The organism is Promicromonospora sp. NPDC052451 (assembly GCF_044547525.1).
GTDB lineage: Bacteria > Actinomycetota > Actinomycetes > Actinomycetales > Cellulomonadaceae > Promicromonospora.
On record NZ_JBIUAP010000004.1, the window covers coordinates 127,277 to 145,369 of the forward strand.

An 18,093-nucleotide genomic window follows, 5' to 3' on the forward strand; every position below is an offset into this window, starting at 1 on the left:
TGGCCGCGCCGCCGCGGGGTTCTCACCCGGCCGCCTGCCCGCCGGACGCGCGCCGCCGCGCGGGCCCGAGGTCGGCGACGAACACGCGCTGGAGCATGTGCCAGTCGTGGGTGTGCTCGACGATCGTCTCGGCGAGCTGGTCCACCCAGCCCTGCGTGAGCAGGCGGGCACGCTCGTCGCGCGGCAACCCCGGGTCGGGCACGGGCAGGGGCGGGTGGAAGCGGATGACGAGGCCCCAGGGGGTGCCCGCCGCCCGGCGTCGTTCGCCGCGCAGCCGCTCGTAGGTGATGCCCACGGCGTGCACGGGGACGCCGGCCTCCAGGCCCACCAGCGCGGGACCCGCCGCCACCCGGGCGCGGTGGCCGGCGAGGTCCACCTCGATGCCCGTCGAGGTCAGGTCCCGGTCGCTGAGCAGCGGGAGCAGCCGGCCGCCCTCCTTGGCGCCACGGACCAGGGCGCCAAGCACGTCGCCCTGGCCGAGGGGCAGCACGTCGATGCCGAGGGAGCCGCGGAACCGCACGAACTCCTCGAAGAGCTCGTCGGGCTTGAGCCGCTCGGCCACCGTGAGCACGCCCGCGAGGTTCTGGGAGGCGTAGGCCCCGGCCAGGTCCCAGTTGCCGAGGTGGCCCAGGGCGAGCGACACGGCGCCGCCGTCGGCGATCACGGGCCGCACGTGCTCGTCGTAACCCTCCAGGCGGACACGGGCCCGCAGGCGCGCGGGGGTGACGGCCTGCAGGGTGAACGCCTCGCGGAAGTAGCGCATGTAGCTGCGCATGCCGGCGCGCGACAGGCGGCGGACGGCGGCCGCGTCCAGGTCGGGCCGTACCCGGGCGTAGTTGGCCTCCATGCGGCGCACGCTCTTGCCGTGCCGCAGCCAGGTGACGTCGGCCACCAGGGTGAACAGGCCGCGCAGGACCGGTTCGGGGATCTTCGTGGCGTTGCGCCACGCGAACGTGTAGGCCGCCGCGACGTTCATCAGGCCTCCTTGCGCGCGAGCTGCGCCCGCACCGTGGCGATGCGCTGCACCACCGTCACCAGGCTCGCGACGGCGAGCAGCGTGAGCACGACCTCCAGCACGACCACCGGCAGGCCCACCTGCAGGAACGTGAACGGGACCAGGGCCAGCAGCAGCCGGTCGGCGCGCTCGGCGATGCCCACCTGGGCGGTGGCGCCCACACCCTCGGCCCGGGCGCGCGCGTACGGGACGACGCTGCCGAGCACCAGGCAGGCCAGCGCGGCGGCCACGCCCCACAGCCCGTGGTGCTCGTCGGGGTGCAGCACGAACCAGAGCGTGATGCCCGCGAACACCGCGCCGTCGGAGATGCGGTCGAGCGTCGAGTCCAGGAAGGCGCCCCACGGACCGGACCGGCCGGACTGGCGCGCCATGACGCCGTCGAGCGAGTCGAACAGGACGAAGAAGCCCACCAGCAGGCCGCCGACCAGGGTGTGCCCGGTGGGGAACAGCGCCAGGGCGACCGCGGTGACCACCACCGTGCCGGCGATCGTGACGGCGTCGGGCGAGACGCGCAGTGCGAGCAGCAACCGGGCCAGGGGCGTGAACAGGGTGGTCATGAAGGAGCGCAGGCCCCGCAGCATCAGTTCTCCTCTCCGCCCCCCGCGGCCCCCCACGCCTCGGCGAGCCGGCGGCGCGTGTCCGCCAGCAGCTCCGGCAACGACTTGGTCTGTGCCACCACGGGCAGGAAGTTCGAGTCCCCCAGCCACCGCGGCACCACGTGCTGGTGGAGGTGCGCGGCGATGCCGGCACCCGCCACCTCGCCCTGGTTGATACCAAGATTGAAGCCTGCGGGCGCGTGCACGGCGCGCGACACGCGCATGGCCTGCTGAGTCATCCGCGCAAGTTCGTCGGTCTCGGCGGGATCAAGGTCCGTGTAGTCCGAGACGTGCCGGTACGGGAGCACCATCATGTGCCCCGTGTTGTACGGGTAGAGGTTCAGCATCACGTAGCACCGCTCCCCGCGGGCGACGACGAGCCCCTGCTCGTCGTCGCCCTGCGGGATGCGGCAGAACGGGCAGTTCTCCGGGCTCCCGTCGGCGGGCTTGGCCTCCCCGCCGATGTACACCATCCGGTGCGGCGTCCACAGCCGCTGCAGCCCGTCCTCGGGCGGGCCGAAGCTCGCGGCGTCCTCCGCGACGGGCGCCATCAGGCCTGCTGCGAGCGCTCGGCCACGGCCGCCACGATGCGCTCGACGGCGTCGGCCACGGGCACGCCGTTCTCCTGCGTGCCGTCCCGGAACCGGAAGGAGACCGCGCCCGCCTCGGCGTCCTCGCCGCCCGCGATGAGCGTGAACGGCACCTTCTCCTTGGACGCGTTGCGGATCTTCTTGGCGAACCGGTCGTCCGACAGGTCGATCTCGACGCGGATGCCGCGCGCGGTGAGCTGCGCGGCGACGTCCTTGACGTAGTCGTCGAACGCCTCGGCGACGGGGACGAGCTTGACCTGGACGGGCGCGAGCCAGGCCGGGAAGGCGCCCGCGTAGTGCTCGATCAGCACGCCCATGAACCGCTCGATGGAGCCGAACTTGGCCGAGTGGATCATCACCGGCTGCTGACGCGTGCCGTCCGCGGCGGTGTACTCCAGACCGAAGCCCTTGGGCTGGTTGAAGTCGTACTGCACGGTGCCCATCTGCCAGGTGCGGCCGATGGCGTCCTTGGCCTGCACGGAGATCTTGGGGCCGTAGAACGCGGCGCCGCCCGGGTCGGCGACGAGGTCGAGGCCGGTCTCGCGGCCCACCCGCTCCAGGATCTCGGTCGCGGCGGCCCAGTCCTCGTCGGAGCCCACGAACTTGTCCGGCTTGGAGTCGTCGCGCGTGGACAGCTCCAGGTAGAAGTCGTCCAGGCCGAAGTCGCGCAGCACGCTGAGCATGAAGTCGAGCAGGTGCTTGACCTCACCGGGCGCCTGCTCGGGGGTCACGTAGGAGTGCGAGTCGTCCTGCGTCAGGCCGCGCACGCGCGTCAGGCCCTGCACGACGCCGGACTTCTCGTACCGGTACACCGACCCGAACTCGAACAGGCGCAGCGGCAGCTCCCGGTAGGAGCGCCCGCGCGAGGCGAAGATCAGGTTGTGCATCGGGCAGTTCATGGCCTTGAGCCGGTACTTGGACCCCTCGAGGTCCATCTCCGGGAACATGGTGTCCGCGTAGTACGGCAGGTGGCCCGAGGTGTGGAACAGCCCGTCCTTGGTGATGTGCGGCGTACCGACGTAGGAGAAGCCCTCCTCGATGTGCCGCTGGCGGACGTAGTCCTCCATGACCCGCTTGATCACGCCGCCGCGCGGGTGGAACAGCGGCAGGCCCGAACCCACCTCGTCGGAGAAGCTGAACAGGTCCATCTCGGCACCGATGCGCCGGTGGTCGCGCCGCTCGGCCTCCGCCAGCCGCTCCAGGTACGCCTTGAGCTCGTCCTTGGACGGCCAGGCCGTGCCGTAGACGCGCTGCAGCATCGGGTTCTTCTCGCTGCCGCGCCAGTAGGCGGCGGCCGAGCGCATGAGCTGCACGCCGTTGCCGATCAGGCGGGTGTTCGGCAGGTGCGGGCCGCGGCACAGGTCCTTCCAGACCACGGTCTCGCTCTCGCGGCCCGCGCCCCGGACGTTGTCGTAGATGGTGAGCTCGGCGCCGCCGACCTCGACGTTCTCGCCGTTGTCGTCGTCCGAACCGCCCTTGAGGCCGATGAGCTCCAGCTTGTACGGCTCGTCCGCGAGCTCGGCGCGCGCCTCGTCCTCGGTGACGACCCGGCGGCGGAAGGTCTGGCCCTCCTTGATGATGCGGCTCATCGTCTTGTCGAGGGCCTTGAGGTCCTCGGGCGTGAACGGCGTGGCGACGTCGAAGTCGTAGTAGAAGCCGTCGGTGACGGGCGGGCCGATGCCCAGCTTCGCGTCCGGGTTGACCTGCTGGACCGCCTGGGCCAGCACGTGGGCGGCGCTGTGCCGCAGCACGGCCAGGCCGTCGGGCTCACCGATCGTGACGGGCTCGACCTTGTGCCCGGCCGGGATCTCCCGGTCCAGGTCCCACAGCTCGCCGTCCACGCGCACGACGACGACGTCGCGGCGGTCGCCGTACAGCTCCACGCCGGTGGTCGTGGCCGTGGTCGTCGTCGCCTGCGTGGTGTTCTCGGCCGTGTTCTCGCCACCGGCGAGGTCGGCGGGGCTGGGCGGCGATACGACGTCGGACACAGGAGTGCTCCTTGGGACGGAAGACGAAATGGATCGAGGGGCACCGTCCGCGGACGGTGCCCCTCGATCGTACCGATACAGTGCCGGTCCCGTACCCGCGGTCACGCCGCGAGCAGGCCGGGCGGGTTCAGCTCTGGCCGAAGTCCTTGGCCTTCTCGCCGAGCGTGTCGATCGCACCGTCTGCCTGGTCCGGCGCGAACTCCTTGAGCTTGTCGGTAGCGGCGTCGACGTTCTCGTCGGTGAGCTGCTCCTTCGCCTTCGCCACGTTGTCCGGGTCGGTCACGAACTCCTTGGCCTTGTCAAAAAGCCCCATGTTCGACTCCTCTCGCCAGGCACACCTGCGTGCGCCCCCTGCACGACGACGGGGTCCCGCCGCCGTCTCGAAACTACGCGCACCCGCAGGCGCGCGCACGGCAACGCTGGTGCGGCGCCGGAGCGAACCTACACACAAGGTACGGACGCCGCATTCGCACCTGGACGTTCCGCACGACCCGGACATCACACTCGACACCCCCTCCCGGACCGGCAGGGCCGGGGACGACGAAGTCGGCACGGGACGCCGCCGTCTCGTACGGTCAGCCCGTGGAGAACGTCGAGTACCTCACCATCGCCGTCGTCGCGGCAGCCCTCGTCATCGCCGTCACGGCGCTCGCGCCCCGGGCGGGCGTCGCCTCTCCCCTGGTGCTCGTGGTGCTCGGCGCCGGGTTCAGCCTGCTGCCCTGGGTGCCCGCCGTCGAGGTGCCGCCCGAGCTGATCCTGGGCGGCGTGCTGCCGCCGCTGCTGTACTCGGCGGCGGTCGGTCTGCCCTCGATGGACTTCCGGCGGGACTTCACGGCCATCGGCGGCCTCTCCGTGACCCTGGTCGTGATCAGCTCGGTGCTGCTCGGGCTCCTGTTCCGGGTGCTGGTCCCGGGCATCGACCTGGCCACGGCCATCGCCCTGGGCGCGATCGTCAGCCCCACCGACGCCGTGGCGACGTCGATCGTGAAGCGGCTCGGGGCGTCGCCGCGCAGCGTCACGATGCTGGAGGGCGAGTCCCTGCTCAACGACGCCTCCGCGCTCGTGCTGCTCCGGTCCGCGATCGCCGCCACGGCCGCGTCGGTCAGCCTGTGGGAGGTGGTGGGCGACTTCGCGTACGCCGCGGCCGTGGCCGTCGCCATCGGGGCACCGGTGGGCTGGCTCGGTCTGCGCGTGCGCAAGCGGCTCGGCCACGCGGCCCTGAGCACCGCCGTGTCGTTCGTGGTGCCGTTCGTGGCCTACCTGCCGGCGGAGGAGCTGGGCGCGTCCGGGCTGGTCGCCGTCGTCGCGGCGGGCCTGGTGACCGGCAACGGGGCGGCGCGGCACCTGCGCCCGCAGGACCGCATCGCCGAACGCTCCAACTGGCACACGGTCGAGCTGCTGCTGGAGGGTGCGGTCTTCCTCGCGATGGGCATCGAGCTGTTCGCCCTGGTCGAGGACGTCGAGGCCGGCGACGGGTCCGTCTGGCGGGCCGCCGTCGTGGCCGCGATCGCGAGCCTGGCCATCCTCGTGGTGCGCACGGCCTTCGTGACACCGCTGATCGGCATCCAGGCCCGCCGGGCGCGGCGCGGCGAGGCCGTGCGCGACACGCTCACGGCGTTCCAGGACCGGATCGACGAACGGGCCGCGGCGACCCCGGCCGAGCCGACGCCGCAGGACGGCGGCCGCCGCGCGCGCCGCCGCTCGACCGCCGCCCGCCTGGAGCGCATCCAGGACACGCTGCGGCGGCGGCGGGCCGACATCGACTACGACCTGTCCCGGCCGCTCGGCTGGCGCGAGGGCACCCTGCTGGTGTGGGCGGGCATGCGCGGCGTGGTCACGCTCGCGGCGGCGCAGACCCTGCCCCACGAGACGCCCAACCGGTCGTTCCTCGTGCTGGTCGCCTTCGGCGTCGCGTTCGGCACCCTCCTGGTCCAGGGCAGCACCCTGCCCTGGGTGACGCGACGGCTCGGCCTGGTCGGCCAGGACACCACCAGCGACCTGCCCGCCCTGCGCCGCGACACCGAGGAGGCCGCCCGCGCCTTCCTCGCGGACCCGCGCCGGGCCGACGGCACGCCGTACGACGAGGGCGTGGTGGCCCGCGTGCGCAAGGACATGGTGCGCGAGCACGAGTCGCAGGACGAGGACGCGATCCTCACCAAGGAACGCTTCGTCCAGTACCGGGAGCTGCGCCTGGCCACCATCGCCGCCCAGCGCGAGGAGCTGCTGGCCGCCCGCTCCGCCGGCACCTACGACTCCGCCCAGCTCGGGAACGTGCTGGACCTGCTGGACGCCGAGCAGATCGCCGTCGAGATGCGCAAGGGCAAGGTGCCCCTTCGCGAGGACGACCCGGAGCGCTAGCCTCCCGGGCGTGACGGACTACACACCGCTCCATCTCGAATGGCCCGGCTGCCTCAACGTGCGCGACCTCGGCGGGCTCCCGCTCACCGGCGGGGGCACGCTGCGCCCCCGGGCGCTCGTGCGCTCGGACAGCCCCAGCTTCCTGACCGACGACGGCGTGACCGCCGCGACCACGTACCGGCTGGCCCGGGTGATCGACCTGCGCCGGCCCGACGAGGTCGAGCGGTACCCGAGCCCGCTGGCCGACCTGCACCTGCCCGTCCAGGGGCCGGGCGACCCGATCGAAGGGCCCTGGGTGCACCTCTACGCGGGCCTGCTGGACCGGCGCCCCGAGCTGTTCGCGCGTGCCGTCGCGGCCGTCGCGGACGCCCCCGAGGGGCCCGTGCTGGTGCACTGCGCCGCTGGCAAGGACCGCACGGGCCTGGTCGTGGCGCTGGCGCTGAGCCTCGTCGGCGCCGACCCGGACGCCGTGGCCGGCGACTACGAGGCCACCAACGCACGCCTCGCGCCCCGCTACGCGGCGGAGGCCGACGACCGGGAGATCCTGCCCGGGCGCGAGACGCCGCCCACCCGGCAGGTCATCGTCGGGGCGCTGGAGCACCTGCGCACCCGGTACGGCTCGGTCGAGGGCTACCTCACCGGCGCGGGCCTGACCCCGGGGCACGTACGGGCGCTGCGGGTGCGGCTGGTGGGCTGACACCGTCCGGCGGCGCCGACCGGGGGTGGTCGGCGCCGCCGGACGGTCGGACGTCAGTAGATGCTGACGCCGTACGCGCTGAGCGCCTCGGTGACGGGCTGGAAGAACGTGACGCCGCCCGTCGAGCAGTTGCCGCTGCCGCCCGAGGTGATGCCGAGGGCGACGGACCCGTCGTACAGCGCACCGCCCGAGTCCCCGGGCTCGGCGCAGACAGTCGTCTGGATCATGCCGCGCACCGTGCCGCTGCCCTGGTAGTTGACGCTGACGTTCAGCGCCGTGACCGTGCCGGAGTGCACGCCGGTCGTGGAGCCGTCGCGCGTGACGCGCTCGCCGACGTACGCGTTGCCCGCCGTGAAGCCGCCCGGGTGGGACAGCGAGGCGTTGTCGTAACGGACGAGCGCGTAGTCGTTGCCCGGGAAGCTGGAGCCCACGGTCGGGCCGATCAGGGTGCTCTGCGACGAGTTGGTGTACCACGTGGGTACCTCGTCGCCGCAGTGGCCGGCGGTGACGAAGTAGTACTGACCACCGCTCTGGACGTTGAACCCGAGCGAGCAGCGGTACCCCGAGCCGTAGATGGCGTCACCGGAACCCAGCAGCGGCTTGAACACGCCGGGGGCGCGCCGGATGGTCAGGTCGTCCGCGTTCGCCCCGGCTGCCTTGCGGACCGTACTGAGCTCGGCCGCGGAGACGGTGGAGTCGGCGGTGACGACCACCGTTCCGGTGGCCTCGTCCGTGTACCAGGCCACACCGTCGACGTCGGCCGCGCCCACGGCGGCGTGGACCGTGGCGAGCTCAGCCCTCGTGGGCCTGTCGGGCGCCGCGGTGGCGGCGGGTCCCGCCAGGGTGGAGGCCGCGAGCCCGAGCCCCGCGGCGAGTGCGATCAGACGGATCTTCCTGGCGGACGTGGTGCCTGCGGTGCCGGGGCGGAGCGTGGTGCGAGTGAACCTCATGGCATCCTCCTGGGTCGACGGGCACGCTGGCGGCGTGCCCTGCTCGGCGGGAACGGGGCACCGTCGCCCGCCGTCTCGCTGGCCGAGAGTATTGCCGGTTCATAATTCACCCCACAAGGGCTCGAACCAGATGTAACTGGCCGGAAACGAAATCTGCGCCTGGCAAGTCCTTTCACCCGCGGCACTTTGCGATCTACGGGGTGAAACATGGTCCATCACCTTCTTTTCACCCTCCGTCGACGTGGGGCCGGAGAATCGATGACTTCTCGCTTCAGGACCGGTCTCACCCTTCAGAAGCCGCTCGCACGCGGGCCAGCCACGAGAGAGCGAGATGACACATGCTGACCGAGGTCGCGAAGGATGTGCTGACCCATCAGAGCGCGCTCCTGCGGAACAACTCGGTGGTCGTGCGGGGACCGGCCGGGGCACTGCTCGTGGATGCCGGGACGTGCGGCGCCGAGATGTCCTGCCTGGCAAGCGACCTGCGCGAGCTGGCCCTGCCCGTCGCGGCGGGCTTCTCGACGCACCCGGACTGGGACCACGTGCTGTGGCACGCCGACCTCGGTGACGCTCCCCGGTACGGCACCACCCGCTGCGCCGCGCGCATGCGGGAGCTGCGTTCGGAACCGGGCTGGCAGGCAGGCGTCACCGAGGGGCTGCCGCCGGAGATCGCCGACGACGTGCCGCTGGACCGCTTCGGCCTGGTCACCGGGCTGCCCGCCTGGACCGCGCGGATTCCCTGGACCGGGCCCACGGTCCGGCTGATCGAGCACCCGGCGCACTCCCCCGGCCACGCGGCGCTGCTCGTCGAGGACCATGGCGTGCTGGCCGCCGGCGACATGCTGTCCGACGTCTTCGTCCCGATGCTCGACGACTTCACCGGCACCAACGACCCGGTCGAGGAGTACCTCACCGGACTGCGCCTGCTGGAGGACGTCGCGGACGACGTCGACGTGCTGGTCCCTGGACACGGGTCCGTCGCCCGCGGCACGGGCGCCGTCCGCGCGCGGATCGACCTGGACCGGGCGTACCTGTACGCGCTGCGCGAGGGGCGCACGCCCGACGACCCGCGCATCGGCCCCTCGGCGGAGCCCGGGTGGGAATGGGTGAGCGACATCCACGAAGGGCAGGCGGCCCGGGTCGCTCGGGCAGAGGGCGGGCACCGCTAGGCGGAGGACGACAAAGGCCCCGGACCGAGGGTCCGGGGCCTGTTGGTGGGCGATACTGGGATCGAAACTGTTCCAGTACCGGCTCTCACCTGCAACGACGTGGGTCTCTGAGCCGAGCGTGGGACCCCAGTGGGACCAGGGACTTCGCAGGGCGGCGGGCTGTGCAGATGGTGCTCTCACAGGTCGGGGACGACGAAGCAGGTGCGACGACGCCCGCGAGCGATCTTGCGGTCCTGGGTCGGTGACATGCCGGACGCCACGCCTGCCTTTGGCGAAGGTCGGTGTCTTCGGCATGTTCGATGGCTTGGCCCGATGCAGCGGCGGCCCCACCCTTCATGTCAGTCACTCCGGGCAGACTCTGCTCGCAACAGGGCCGGAACGAGCACTCGGGGGCTGAACGATGCACGAAGCCATGAACACGGTCGAAAGAGGGATGGACGCAACTGCGAGAGCTGTTCGGTGTCACGTGGGACCGGCTGTTGTTCCATGGGCTGTGCGGCTTGACCCACCTCTGGTTGGTCTGGGCCGTCATGGGAACGCCTCACCAGCACATGAACTCGCCGCTGGACGGACTGACCGTGCTGCTCAGGTCGCTCGGCATCCCCCTGCTGGCATGGATCGCCGATGTGTCGACATGGCTGGGCGCTCCCGAACGAGCGGGCCTGATTGCCGTCGCTGCCATCGGAGCCGGCATTGCCGCCATCATCAGCGCCCGCACCAGGAGATCCGGGCCCGGCATCGCGTGTGTGATGCTTACGCTCGTTGCCGTCCAGGGTGGCGGCAGCGCCGTACTGGTTCAGACCGCCGTCACCATCGCGGCGCCATGGCTGGTCTCCGTAGTACTCGCACTGGTATCGCAGTCTCCGAGATCAGCCAGCGCGCTCGGCCCTCAGTTCGATCTGCCCACGACGTCGATCCGCTTGTTCAGCGCGCTTGGTATCTACTTCGAGATCGCATTCGCGTACCCCCGAGCGAGACCAAGGCGACGACGCGACCGAGCTGTCGCTGACAGCCGCAGAACGGCTTCTCGATGGAACTGCCGACGACAGGCGCGCCGCTTACCAGGCACTGACAGTCGCTGGGGCGCTCCTCGCGAGCCAGAGTGAGCCGGCAGCACGGTCAGAGCACGCCGGTCGCTTGAGGTTCCGGCTCACCGGCCCAACCGGCGCGGCTCCCCTACCTGGGAAGTTAAAGCGTGCAGGAGACCTCACTCCAGCTCAGCACGAAGCGATCCTCGGAACTGTGCGGAACTCGGTCTAGTGGGTGCCGGTCGTGTCTGCTGCGTGCCACTCCGGAACAGCTGCCGACGCCGCCGCTCCATGGATTGATGGAGAGCACCCCACCGGCCTCCATCGGGATACGGTCGCCTCGTGGAACAGCAGCCGTCTGAAGAGCGAACCGAAAGCGTTGCTAACGCCGAGCAGTTCCAGATCGTGGCCTTGGAGATGGACTATGCCGCGAGTATTGGCAGGATCTACCGCTCCGACGGTCTGCACGCCGATTTCCCCGTGGTTGGCGAATCAGTCAAATCCGCGATCGCTTCAGTTCTACTGATACCCGATGCACCGGCGATGCTGGTACGCACGATCCAGGGTGACGAGTTCGCGGTGGACCTACCGATGCTCGGCGACATGGCCCCACTCGCGGGGCGGCCGGTCGTGTACCTAGACCAACAGGCATGGTCGAAACTCGCACAAGTAGAGACGACACCCACGTCCCTCAAAGCCGACGAACTCGCGGCGGCACGATGGTTGATCGAGCTTGCCCGGGACAGGCGGGTGATCCTTCCCTACTCGGCGGGTCATCTCGGCGAGACATCACATTGGTCCAACCATGAGCGCAGATATCAGTTAGGCCTGACCATCGCCAGCCTGAGCCGGGGCTGGCAGATGGTCGATCCTCTTGTGCTGCGAGCCGGAGAACTCGTACAGGCGCTCGCACCACTAGCCGAGGCGGGGCCGGCTCCCAACCTGGATGTCTGGACCCTTGCACCCGACGCAACGATGAGCGGGCGTGACGTACTCAGTGGTTTCGACGGTGCGGGCATGCCGGCGGAGTTCGCGCTCATCGGGCGGGCTGTGGTTGCTGCGCTCAGCGCATTCTCAGTGATCCTTGATGACCAGCCGTTGGAGCGTGCAGACCCTCAAAAGTGGGCTGAACGCTGGCAACAGCTCGCGGACCATATCGCCGATACCAGGAAACCGAGACACCTCACGGAGCTGGCTCTCCATGGCGCCTTCATTGCCGATCTCGGCGACACACTTCCTCTGATCGCAGCCTCACTGGGTATTAGCACTAAAGATTTTCGGCACTGGCTCATGAAGTCGGCGCGTGCCTCAATCGGTGAGTTGCCGGCACTCGGGCTCTCTCGCGAGGTCATGACCCTCAAGATGCTCAACCGTGGGGCCAAGTGGCATTCGAACGACCTCGCGGACGTCTTCTACCTGGTACACGCTGCTGGATATGCCAACGCCGTGGTTGGCGAGCGGGGCTTCGCAGCGTTAATAGGGCAGGCGCAAACGCGTCTACACAGGCCAAAGACCGCTTTCTCGACGCTTGCCCGACTAAAGGAGTCAGGGCTTCTCCCGTAAGGCGGAGCGCTCCAAATGTGTTCGTCACAGGCCGTCGGGGGACGGCACAGTCGCGACCTACTAGCGTGAGCGCGTTCCGAAGTCACGACCCGACCACTGCGTAGCGAGGAGGCCGGACGTCAGGGGAACATCGTTACAGCGGCGCGCCCCTCGGCACGAAGCGCATCGACTTCACCCCCAGGTTTCGAAGCCCAAGAGCAGATCGCCATGCGACGCTTGCAAAGTCCAACCTTGTATGCGCCAAGCCATGGGGGGGTGTGCGTGGGCAAGAAGTTAAAGAGCACCTATGGGTCTGTCCCTCAGGCCCAGCGACGAAGCTATGCCGAGTGGTTCATCAACGAGCCGCTGTCAGTGCACGTACGCCGGCTGCACAGGCAGGGGCGCACCTGGCCTGAGATCTGCAGGCTAGTAGAAGAACGGTCGCACTGGTGGCTTCGCATGTCGCTGGAAGAAGCACAGGCAGTCGCATCGGAGCCCGCTCCGACGTCATGGACGCGACCGACACCGCCTCCTCGGACTCCGGCCCACGGACGACGCACGGGCGGCAACGGCACGCTCATGGGTGCTGGCGGGACCGCCGGGCCGACATCGGTGAAGCTTGTCCCCGGCGGCCTCCCGTCGCTCGGCCGGAGGCATTGAGCCAACGTGACGGAGGCCGCTGAGCTCACGCCCGAGATGATTCAGAGCAAATGGAGCGAGATCGCTCCACTCATTGATCGCATGATGGAGCGGATTGGAACCAGCGACGAGTTCCCTGTACAGGCGGGTTCGTCCTTGTCCGGCGATGACTCCGCATCGAGTCCCTATCACGCCTCGCATGTGTTGAGAATGTGTCTCACAGCGGGTGTTGACCACCTCCACGCTGCGAAGGTCCTGGTCGTGGACCAACAGGTTCTCCATCTTGCTGCACCCTCGTCGCTCGCTCGCGGGGCGCTGGAGAATTTCGCGGCGGCGTACTGGATTCTGGGTCCGGCGAAGCGCGACGAGCGCATCGAACGCGCGCTCCGTTGGCACTACAAGAACGTGTCTGACCAGCACACGGCTTTGGCCGATCTGGCCGTACTCAAGATCAGCCGGGAAGCCGAGATGGCCAAGATCGATGCTGTGGCCCTCCGGCGAGGGTTCGATCCGAAACCACTGCGTAGCGGCTACACCAGTACTTTCATCGTCAAATACTGCGAGAGCGAACTAGGCGATCGGGTTCCACTAGGCGTTGTGCTCCCCTGGCGCATCTGTTCCGGCCTTGCCCACGGACGGCCCTGGGCATACATGGGTGTGTCGGAAACCATGAGAATGGAGCTGACTGACGGGATCGTCCTAGTGAAGCTGACAAGCAGTCTCTCGATGGCGTTATTTCCTCTCCTAGCGTCTATGTACCTGCTCCAGGAATTCCTGAAACTGCACGAACTCCGCGCTCGAAAGCATTATGGCTAGAGCCCTCTGCGTCGGTATTCGGACGGGATCTGTTCCATCAGGTTCATCGGGAGGATCAAACGATCGGATGCTTGATCGAGCGCTTCAAGCAACTCCGTGTCGTTAGTCAACTTCGCGATGACCCAGCGGGCGAGCATGCACGCAGCCGCAACGGCGTACGTGGCCTGGTAGGGGTAGGGATAATCCTGGTCGTAGTTGAGCGCCATCTGCTCATCCTCCCCTGGTTGGAGGAACGAGGTCACTGCCGCATGGGTGACGTGAACGTGCTGCGACAGGATGTGGTAGGTCGTCGCGAGGTAGTTGCCGGTGTCGAGTTCCCGCAGCATCGTCCCGAACTTCGGCATCCGCTTGCCCTCGGGAGGCGGCGAGAGCTTGGCGACTTCGCCCGCGAGCTCGTCGCTCTCCAGCCACTTGGCGAGAGTCGTGTAGTGGGTCAGGCGGTCGTGTTCGACATCGACACGGAACCGATTGGCCCCGCCGCTCACGATGAACACCCATTGAAGTGTGATCGCGTGCTCAAGCGCCGTCCGGGCCAGTGGAATCGCTTCGGACATGTGCTCGGAGTGCGCTAGCAGGAGGAAGGCATCGGAGTATCGAACCGTCCTACCGGCCAGCCCGAACAACAGGAGGAACTCGTTGGCGTGCGCTTCGTGGACCTCAAAACCACCGCTGTCACGCAGGTACGCCACGCAATCCTGAATCCAGGACTCCAGGTCGTTGATCGAGGGTTTCTCCACGAGCAACGAACCTAGAGCCTCATCCGCGCACGTCGCGTCAGAAACGCCCGTCCAGCCATCCACAACGCAGGACAAGGGACGGGACCGCTGCACCAGTACACCGGCTCGCGCGTCAGTCTCTGCGCCAACCCGGCTGCCCGTGTCCCTGCGCGGGGTAGGGCAGAGCGCCTCGGCTGCGGGACGTGACCTCACGCGCCAGGAGTATCGCAGAGTCCACGGTCGATCCCCATTTCGGGTCACGCAGCCCATCCTCTGCCATCAACTTCGTCAGGTAAGCCAGTACCTTGCGTACCGCCACGGGTGAAGCCCGCACCCGCCTGACGCACTCGTCGAGCCCGTGCTCGGTCGTCGTGACGGTCTCCACGACCTCGACAGCGATCGCCCCGGCTGCCGATGCGCGCCGTTCTTCGTACGCGGCGCGTCGACAACGCTGCGAGCACCATCGCGCTGGCCTCCCCGTCGCTTTGGCTGGGATCGGACTTCCGCACCGAGGACACACGCCCAGGTTTCCCTCGCGATGCCCAGCTGACCGCCGCTCAGCGGGCGCGTGAAAGCCAATGCCCCCCACCGCGGCAGAGCAATCCTCGACGCTCATCCACCCATCCTTCGTTTCGTACGGACGGAACCGCTCGCAGCTTGTGCAAGAGGTGTGTGGCCTTCGTCGGGGCGGTCCGCGGGACCCGTTGTCCGCAGCTCGCCTGCCTTGGCCCGCAGCCGCGTCCGTCACGCGTGCGTTGTCGTCGCGCGCGTGTCGTCGTCGCGTGCTCGTCGGCTGCATCCGTGCTACCAGGTATCGGAGACGCGGCTGCGAGGTCCCCTAACCAGGCCAAGGGGCCACCATCCCTCGGGAGGAATGGTGGCCCGTTGGTCTCTACCCGCCAGAGCGGGCTTGCGGCTGGGCGTGTGGTGCGGGGTCTGGGGCGGCCCAGCCGCAAGATCGTGAGCGAGTGGCTACAGGCCGCTCAGGGGCAGTTCGAAACCGGCAGGGCCCTCGCCAGCGACGCTGCGCCATTGCGCGCGGCGGCGGCCCTCGATCCCACGGGGATAGGGCAGTTCGGCCTCCAGCGCGGCTGTTTCGATCGCGCGCATCGTGGTCCCAACTCCGGAGGCAATCGGCCCGTGCCCGACCCACCGACCGTCCTGGATCGTCCCGGCTTCACATCGGGCGAGGTACGGGCCGGTTCCGTGCCAGACCCGCAGGACCACCGGACCGGGCGCGGTCCGCTCGGCGGTCGCAAGCTGCGCGGCCAGCGGCGACAGCCCACGGCTCACAACCGGGACCATTGAGGCTAGAACGGGTATGACCCCTGCCTGTTCGATGGTGCCGGTGGTCTGATCCGCGGCGCTGCGCACGACCGCGGGCGCCTGCCCCATTGCCACTGATCGTCCGGCCCACGCCAGCATGTCGAGGTCGTTTACGCCGTCCCCGACTGCCACTGTGCGATCAACAGGAACGTCCAGGTGGACACGGACTGCTTCGAGAGCGGAGGCCTTGTTCACACCCGGTGCGGTCACGTCGAGCCAGTTCGCCCCCTGCGGCGTGACCGTGGCACCGGCAGCGCGAAGCGTGTCCGTGTATCGGCGGATCCCGGGCGCAGTAAGCGCGATACGGGTCGATGGCTGGGCCATCAGGCTGTCCACCGGCACGGCCTTCTGCTGCCCGTTCAGCTCACCCGGCTCGAACCCGCCGCTGGTAAGCCACCCCCGTCCGACGTCCTCGACCGCGACCCGCATGCCTGGACCCACGTCCAGGGCGCGGCGAATCACCGGGGCGGGATCGAAGCTGCGGGCCTCGACGACATCGTGTCCCGAAGGTGCAGCCGGGTCCAGGCGAACGGTCAGGGCGCCGTTGGAGCAGACCGCCCACCCGGTCGTGAGGCCCAGCCGCGTCGCGATCGGCAGCAGCCCCGCCAGGGATCTGCCCGAGGCCAGCACGATCTTGTGCCCGGCAGCACGGACCAGGTCCAGAGCCTCGACAGTCCCGGACGGGATCCGGCCGCCGCTGTCCACCAGCGTGCCGTCGATGTCGAGCGCGACCAGAGTACGTGCGTGTGTGGCCGCTACCTGCGCTGATCGGTCGGACGTGTCAGACCGTCGCAGCACGTCACGGCTTGCGGCTCGGGCTTCGATGTCCTGCTTGACGAGTGGCGGCATGGACACAGACTCGTCGGGTCACCAGTCGGCGCCAACGGCACCACACACCATGTGTGGTGTCACAGGAAGTCTGGTCACGGCTCCCGCCTCGCCGCGACGGAATCGAGCAGCGCCTCCCAGGGAAAAGCGTCCAACGGGGCGTCTCCGCCTCCCGGAGCATGAGGTTCGAGCGGCCCGTTGACCACGTCGATTCCAGCCTCCTGGAGAGCATCGAGGCTGCGCTGGTAGACGGGGTTGGCAGCGAAGTTGGTATTGACGTAGGGCGCGACCGCGATGGGGATGCCGCGGCCGGTCTGCTCGGCCAGGCGCGTGAGCACGTACGTGTCCGCGATGCCTGCGGCCCACTTGTTGATCGTGTTGTACGTCGCCGGAGCGACGATGACGGCGTCAGGGTCAGGCAACGAGTACCCGACCGTGGTGTGGAAGTCGGTCCGCACCGGACGGCCGAGCACTTCCTCGATCGCCGCTATCGCTTCGGGGTACACCTCGACGGCTTGTCTGGTCGCCACGCAGTGGACGTCCCAACCTCGATCTATAGCGACGGGCAGCAAGGCTCTTGCGACGCGCGACGTGGGGCCGGCTGCGGTCACGACCGTGTAGAGCCGCCCGGTCATGCCGCGATCCCTGCCTCGTCGGCCAGGTTGCGTAGCCGTTCGTCACGTCCGCACTCACGCGTCGAGAGCAACCGGCGCACCAGATCCGCGGACTGAGGACGACCCCTCACCTCTTGGGGCGCACTGGCGTCCGCATCCAACAGACGGCCCAGTGCGGCCGATGGACGGCCGATGGCCAGCAGGGCTTCAGCGAGGTCGAGGAAGTACGTCGCACGCCGCTCGGCCGGCATGGTTGTCACCGCCTGCGGCGACACCGTGCGCCCGACGGCCAGAGCGTCGGCCGGCTCCCGTAGCCGGACCAAGGCCGCCACCCGGTGGAAGGCCACGTTCGTCGGCCCGAACTGAGTCTCGTGCCGCCGCGTCTCGCTCACCCCACGCGCCAGGGCCGCAGCGGCCAGGTGCAGCTCACGGGCCGTATCGGCATCGCCGAGATTCGCCGCGGTGATCTGCGCCGCGAGCAAGAGCATGCCGCGCAGCGGCAGCGCCTCTTCCTCGACCGAGGTCAGCGGGACGAGACGATCAGCCATCGCGACAGCCGTTCTGATCGAGCGCAGGCTCTGCCCGTTGTGCGACAGCGCCCGCGCCACCGACCGGGTCGCACGCGCCAGAGCCATGTCGTCACCCGACCGGTCCCCGACAGCCATCGCACGGTCCGCCGCCAGCCACGCCAGCTCATGGTGGCGGTACTTGAGCAGCATCGAACACGCCAACCGAAACGCCTTCACCTGAACACGAGCGACAACCACCGAATCAGCACCGTCAGCGTGTAGCTGCTGGACCGCCACGAGCAGGCCCGGCAGGTACCGCCCCACCGTCACGAACTCTGACTCCAGCCACGCGGCCCCGAGACGGTCCAGCACCGGCACGACCTCATCGAGGCTTCGACCGTGATCCGGGTCGGTCACCGGATACCAGGCAAGCGCATCGCGAATGCCCGTGATCTCGGCCGCATCGACCCGTACTTGCGCCGCACGGGTCGCGCCACCATCGACCAGGAGAGCCGTCTCGACGCTCAACGCCGTGGCAAGACGCTCGATGACCTCGAGGTTGTGCAGGGGCCGCTCGCCGGCCTCGACCTTCTCCAACCAGCTCACCGACCGATCGACCAGGGAGGCCAGCTGCGGGCGCGAGAGCATGCGGCGCTGGCGCCAGTACCTGACCCGCGCACCGATCGGTTCCACCTCGCGCTGTGCCACGCCT

General features: G+C 69.2%; 16 protein-coding genes. 6 read left to right on the forward strand and 10 right to left on the reverse strand.

Annotated elements, in window-relative coordinates:
* Window positions 1–22: 22 nt before the first annotated feature.
* The 5 genes from ACIG47_RS08565 to ACIG47_RS08585 form a co-directional block, all read right to left on the reverse strand.
* Window positions 23–976, reverse strand: a complete 954-nt coding sequence (locus ACIG47_RS08565; protein WP_397413545.1) for a phosphatidylinositol mannoside acyltransferase — start codon at window positions 974–976, stop codon at window positions 23–25.
* A complete protein-coding gene (pgsA, locus tag ACIG47_RS08570) occupies window positions 976–1,596 on the reverse strand; it encodes a phosphatidylinositol phosphate synthase (protein WP_397430444.1) in 621 nt (206 codons plus the stop codon). The genes ACIG47_RS08565 and pgsA overlap by 1 nt, the downstream gene beginning before the upstream one ends.
* Window positions 1,596–2,162, reverse strand: coding sequence for an HIT family protein (locus tag ACIG47_RS08575; RefSeq protein WP_397413547.1), 567 nt, complete (start codon window positions 2,160–2,162; stop codon window positions 1,596–1,598). The genes pgsA and ACIG47_RS08575 overlap by 1 nt, the downstream gene beginning before the upstream one ends.
* Window positions 2,162–4,189: a threonine--tRNA ligase gene (thrS, locus tag ACIG47_RS08580; RefSeq protein ID WP_397430445.1), complete on the reverse strand. Its 2,028-nt coding sequence runs from the start codon at window positions 4,187–4,189 to the stop codon at window positions 2,162–2,164. Before thrS ends, ACIG47_RS08575 begins: the two co-directional genes overlap by 1 nt.
* 127 nt (window positions 4,190–4,316) lie before the next feature.
* Window positions 4,317–4,502, reverse strand: coding sequence for a hypothetical protein (locus ACIG47_RS08585; protein WP_397413550.1), 186 nt, complete (start codon window positions 4,500–4,502; stop codon window positions 4,317–4,319).
* Between the two features lie 269 nt (window positions 4,503–4,771).
* Between ACIG47_RS08585 and ACIG47_RS08590 the strand changes: the two genes are divergently transcribed.
* Together ACIG47_RS08590 and ACIG47_RS08595 are read left to right on the forward strand one after the other, a co-directional pair.
* Window positions 4,772–6,547, forward strand: coding sequence for a cation:proton antiporter (locus ACIG47_RS08590; RefSeq protein WP_397430446.1), 1,776 nt, complete (start codon window positions 4,772–4,774; stop codon window positions 6,545–6,547).
* 10 nt (window positions 6,548–6,557) lie between these two features.
* Window positions 6,558–7,244 carry a tyrosine-protein phosphatase gene (locus tag ACIG47_RS08595; RefSeq protein ID WP_397430447.1) on the forward strand — a complete coding sequence of 229 codons (687 nt, stop codon included), beginning with the start codon at window positions 6,558–6,560 and terminating at the stop codon, window positions 7,242–7,244.
* Between the two features lie 53 nt (window positions 7,245–7,297).
* Here the strand turns inward: ACIG47_RS08595 and ACIG47_RS08600 are convergent, their stop codons facing one another.
* A complete protein-coding gene (locus ACIG47_RS08600) occupies window positions 7,298–8,194 on the reverse strand; it encodes a S1 family peptidase (RefSeq protein WP_397413554.1) in 897 nt (298 codons plus the stop codon).
* A 338-nt stretch (window positions 8,195–8,532) separates the two neighbouring features.
* Here ACIG47_RS08600 and ACIG47_RS08605 point away from each other — a divergent pair, with 338 nt between their 5' ends.
* The 4 genes from ACIG47_RS08605 (at window position 8,533) to ACIG47_RS08620 (ending at window position 13,388) form a co-directional block, all read left to right on the forward strand.
* Window positions 8,533–9,363, forward strand: coding sequence for an MBL fold metallo-hydrolase (locus ACIG47_RS08605; RefSeq protein WP_397430448.1), 831 nt, complete (start codon window positions 8,533–8,535; stop codon window positions 9,361–9,363).
* A 500-nt stretch (window positions 9,364–9,863) separates the two neighbouring features.
* Window positions 9,864–10,469 carry a hypothetical protein gene (locus ACIG47_RS08610; RefSeq protein ID WP_397430449.1) on the forward strand — a complete coding sequence of 202 codons (606 nt, stop codon included), beginning with the start codon at window positions 9,864–9,866 and terminating at the stop codon, window positions 10,467–10,469.
* Between the two features lie 264 nt (window positions 10,470–10,733).
* Window positions 10,734–11,954, forward strand: coding sequence for a hypothetical protein (locus ACIG47_RS08615; protein ID WP_397430450.1), 1,221 nt, complete (start codon window positions 10,734–10,736; stop codon window positions 11,952–11,954).
* A gap of 645 nt (window positions 11,955–12,599) precedes the next feature.
* Window positions 12,600–13,388, forward strand: a complete 789-nt coding sequence (locus tag ACIG47_RS08620; protein WP_397430451.1) for a hypothetical protein — start codon at window positions 12,600–12,602, stop codon at window positions 13,386–13,388.
* On the opposite strand, the gene ACIG47_RS08625 is transcribed toward ACIG47_RS08620, so the two are convergent.
* From ACIG47_RS08625 to ACIG47_RS08640, 4 genes are all read right to left on the reverse strand, one after another.
* Complete coding sequence (locus ACIG47_RS08625) at window positions 13,385–14,125, reverse strand: DUF5677 domain-containing protein (protein ID WP_397430452.1); 741 nt, start codon at window positions 14,123–14,125, stop codon at window positions 13,385–13,387. The genes ACIG47_RS08620 and ACIG47_RS08625 overlap by 4 nt on opposite strands.
* Window positions 14,126–15,076: 951 nt before the next feature.
* Complete coding sequence (locus ACIG47_RS08630; RefSeq protein WP_397430454.1) at window positions 15,077–16,279, reverse strand: HAD family hydrolase; 1,203 nt, start codon at window positions 16,277–16,279, stop codon at window positions 15,077–15,079.
* A gap of 74 nt (window positions 16,280–16,353) precedes the next feature.
* On the reverse strand, window positions 16,354–16,893 hold the full coding sequence (locus ACIG47_RS08635) for a flavoprotein (RefSeq protein WP_397430456.1): 540 nt from the start codon (window positions 16,891–16,893) through the stop codon (window positions 16,354–16,356).
* Entirely contained in the window at window positions 16,890–18,089 is a 1,200-nt protein-coding gene (locus ACIG47_RS08640; RefSeq protein ID WP_397430457.1) for a helix-turn-helix domain-containing protein, read from the reverse strand. The genes ACIG47_RS08635 and ACIG47_RS08640 overlap by 4 nt, the downstream gene beginning before the upstream one ends.
* Window positions 18,090–18,093: the final 4 nt, after the last annotated feature.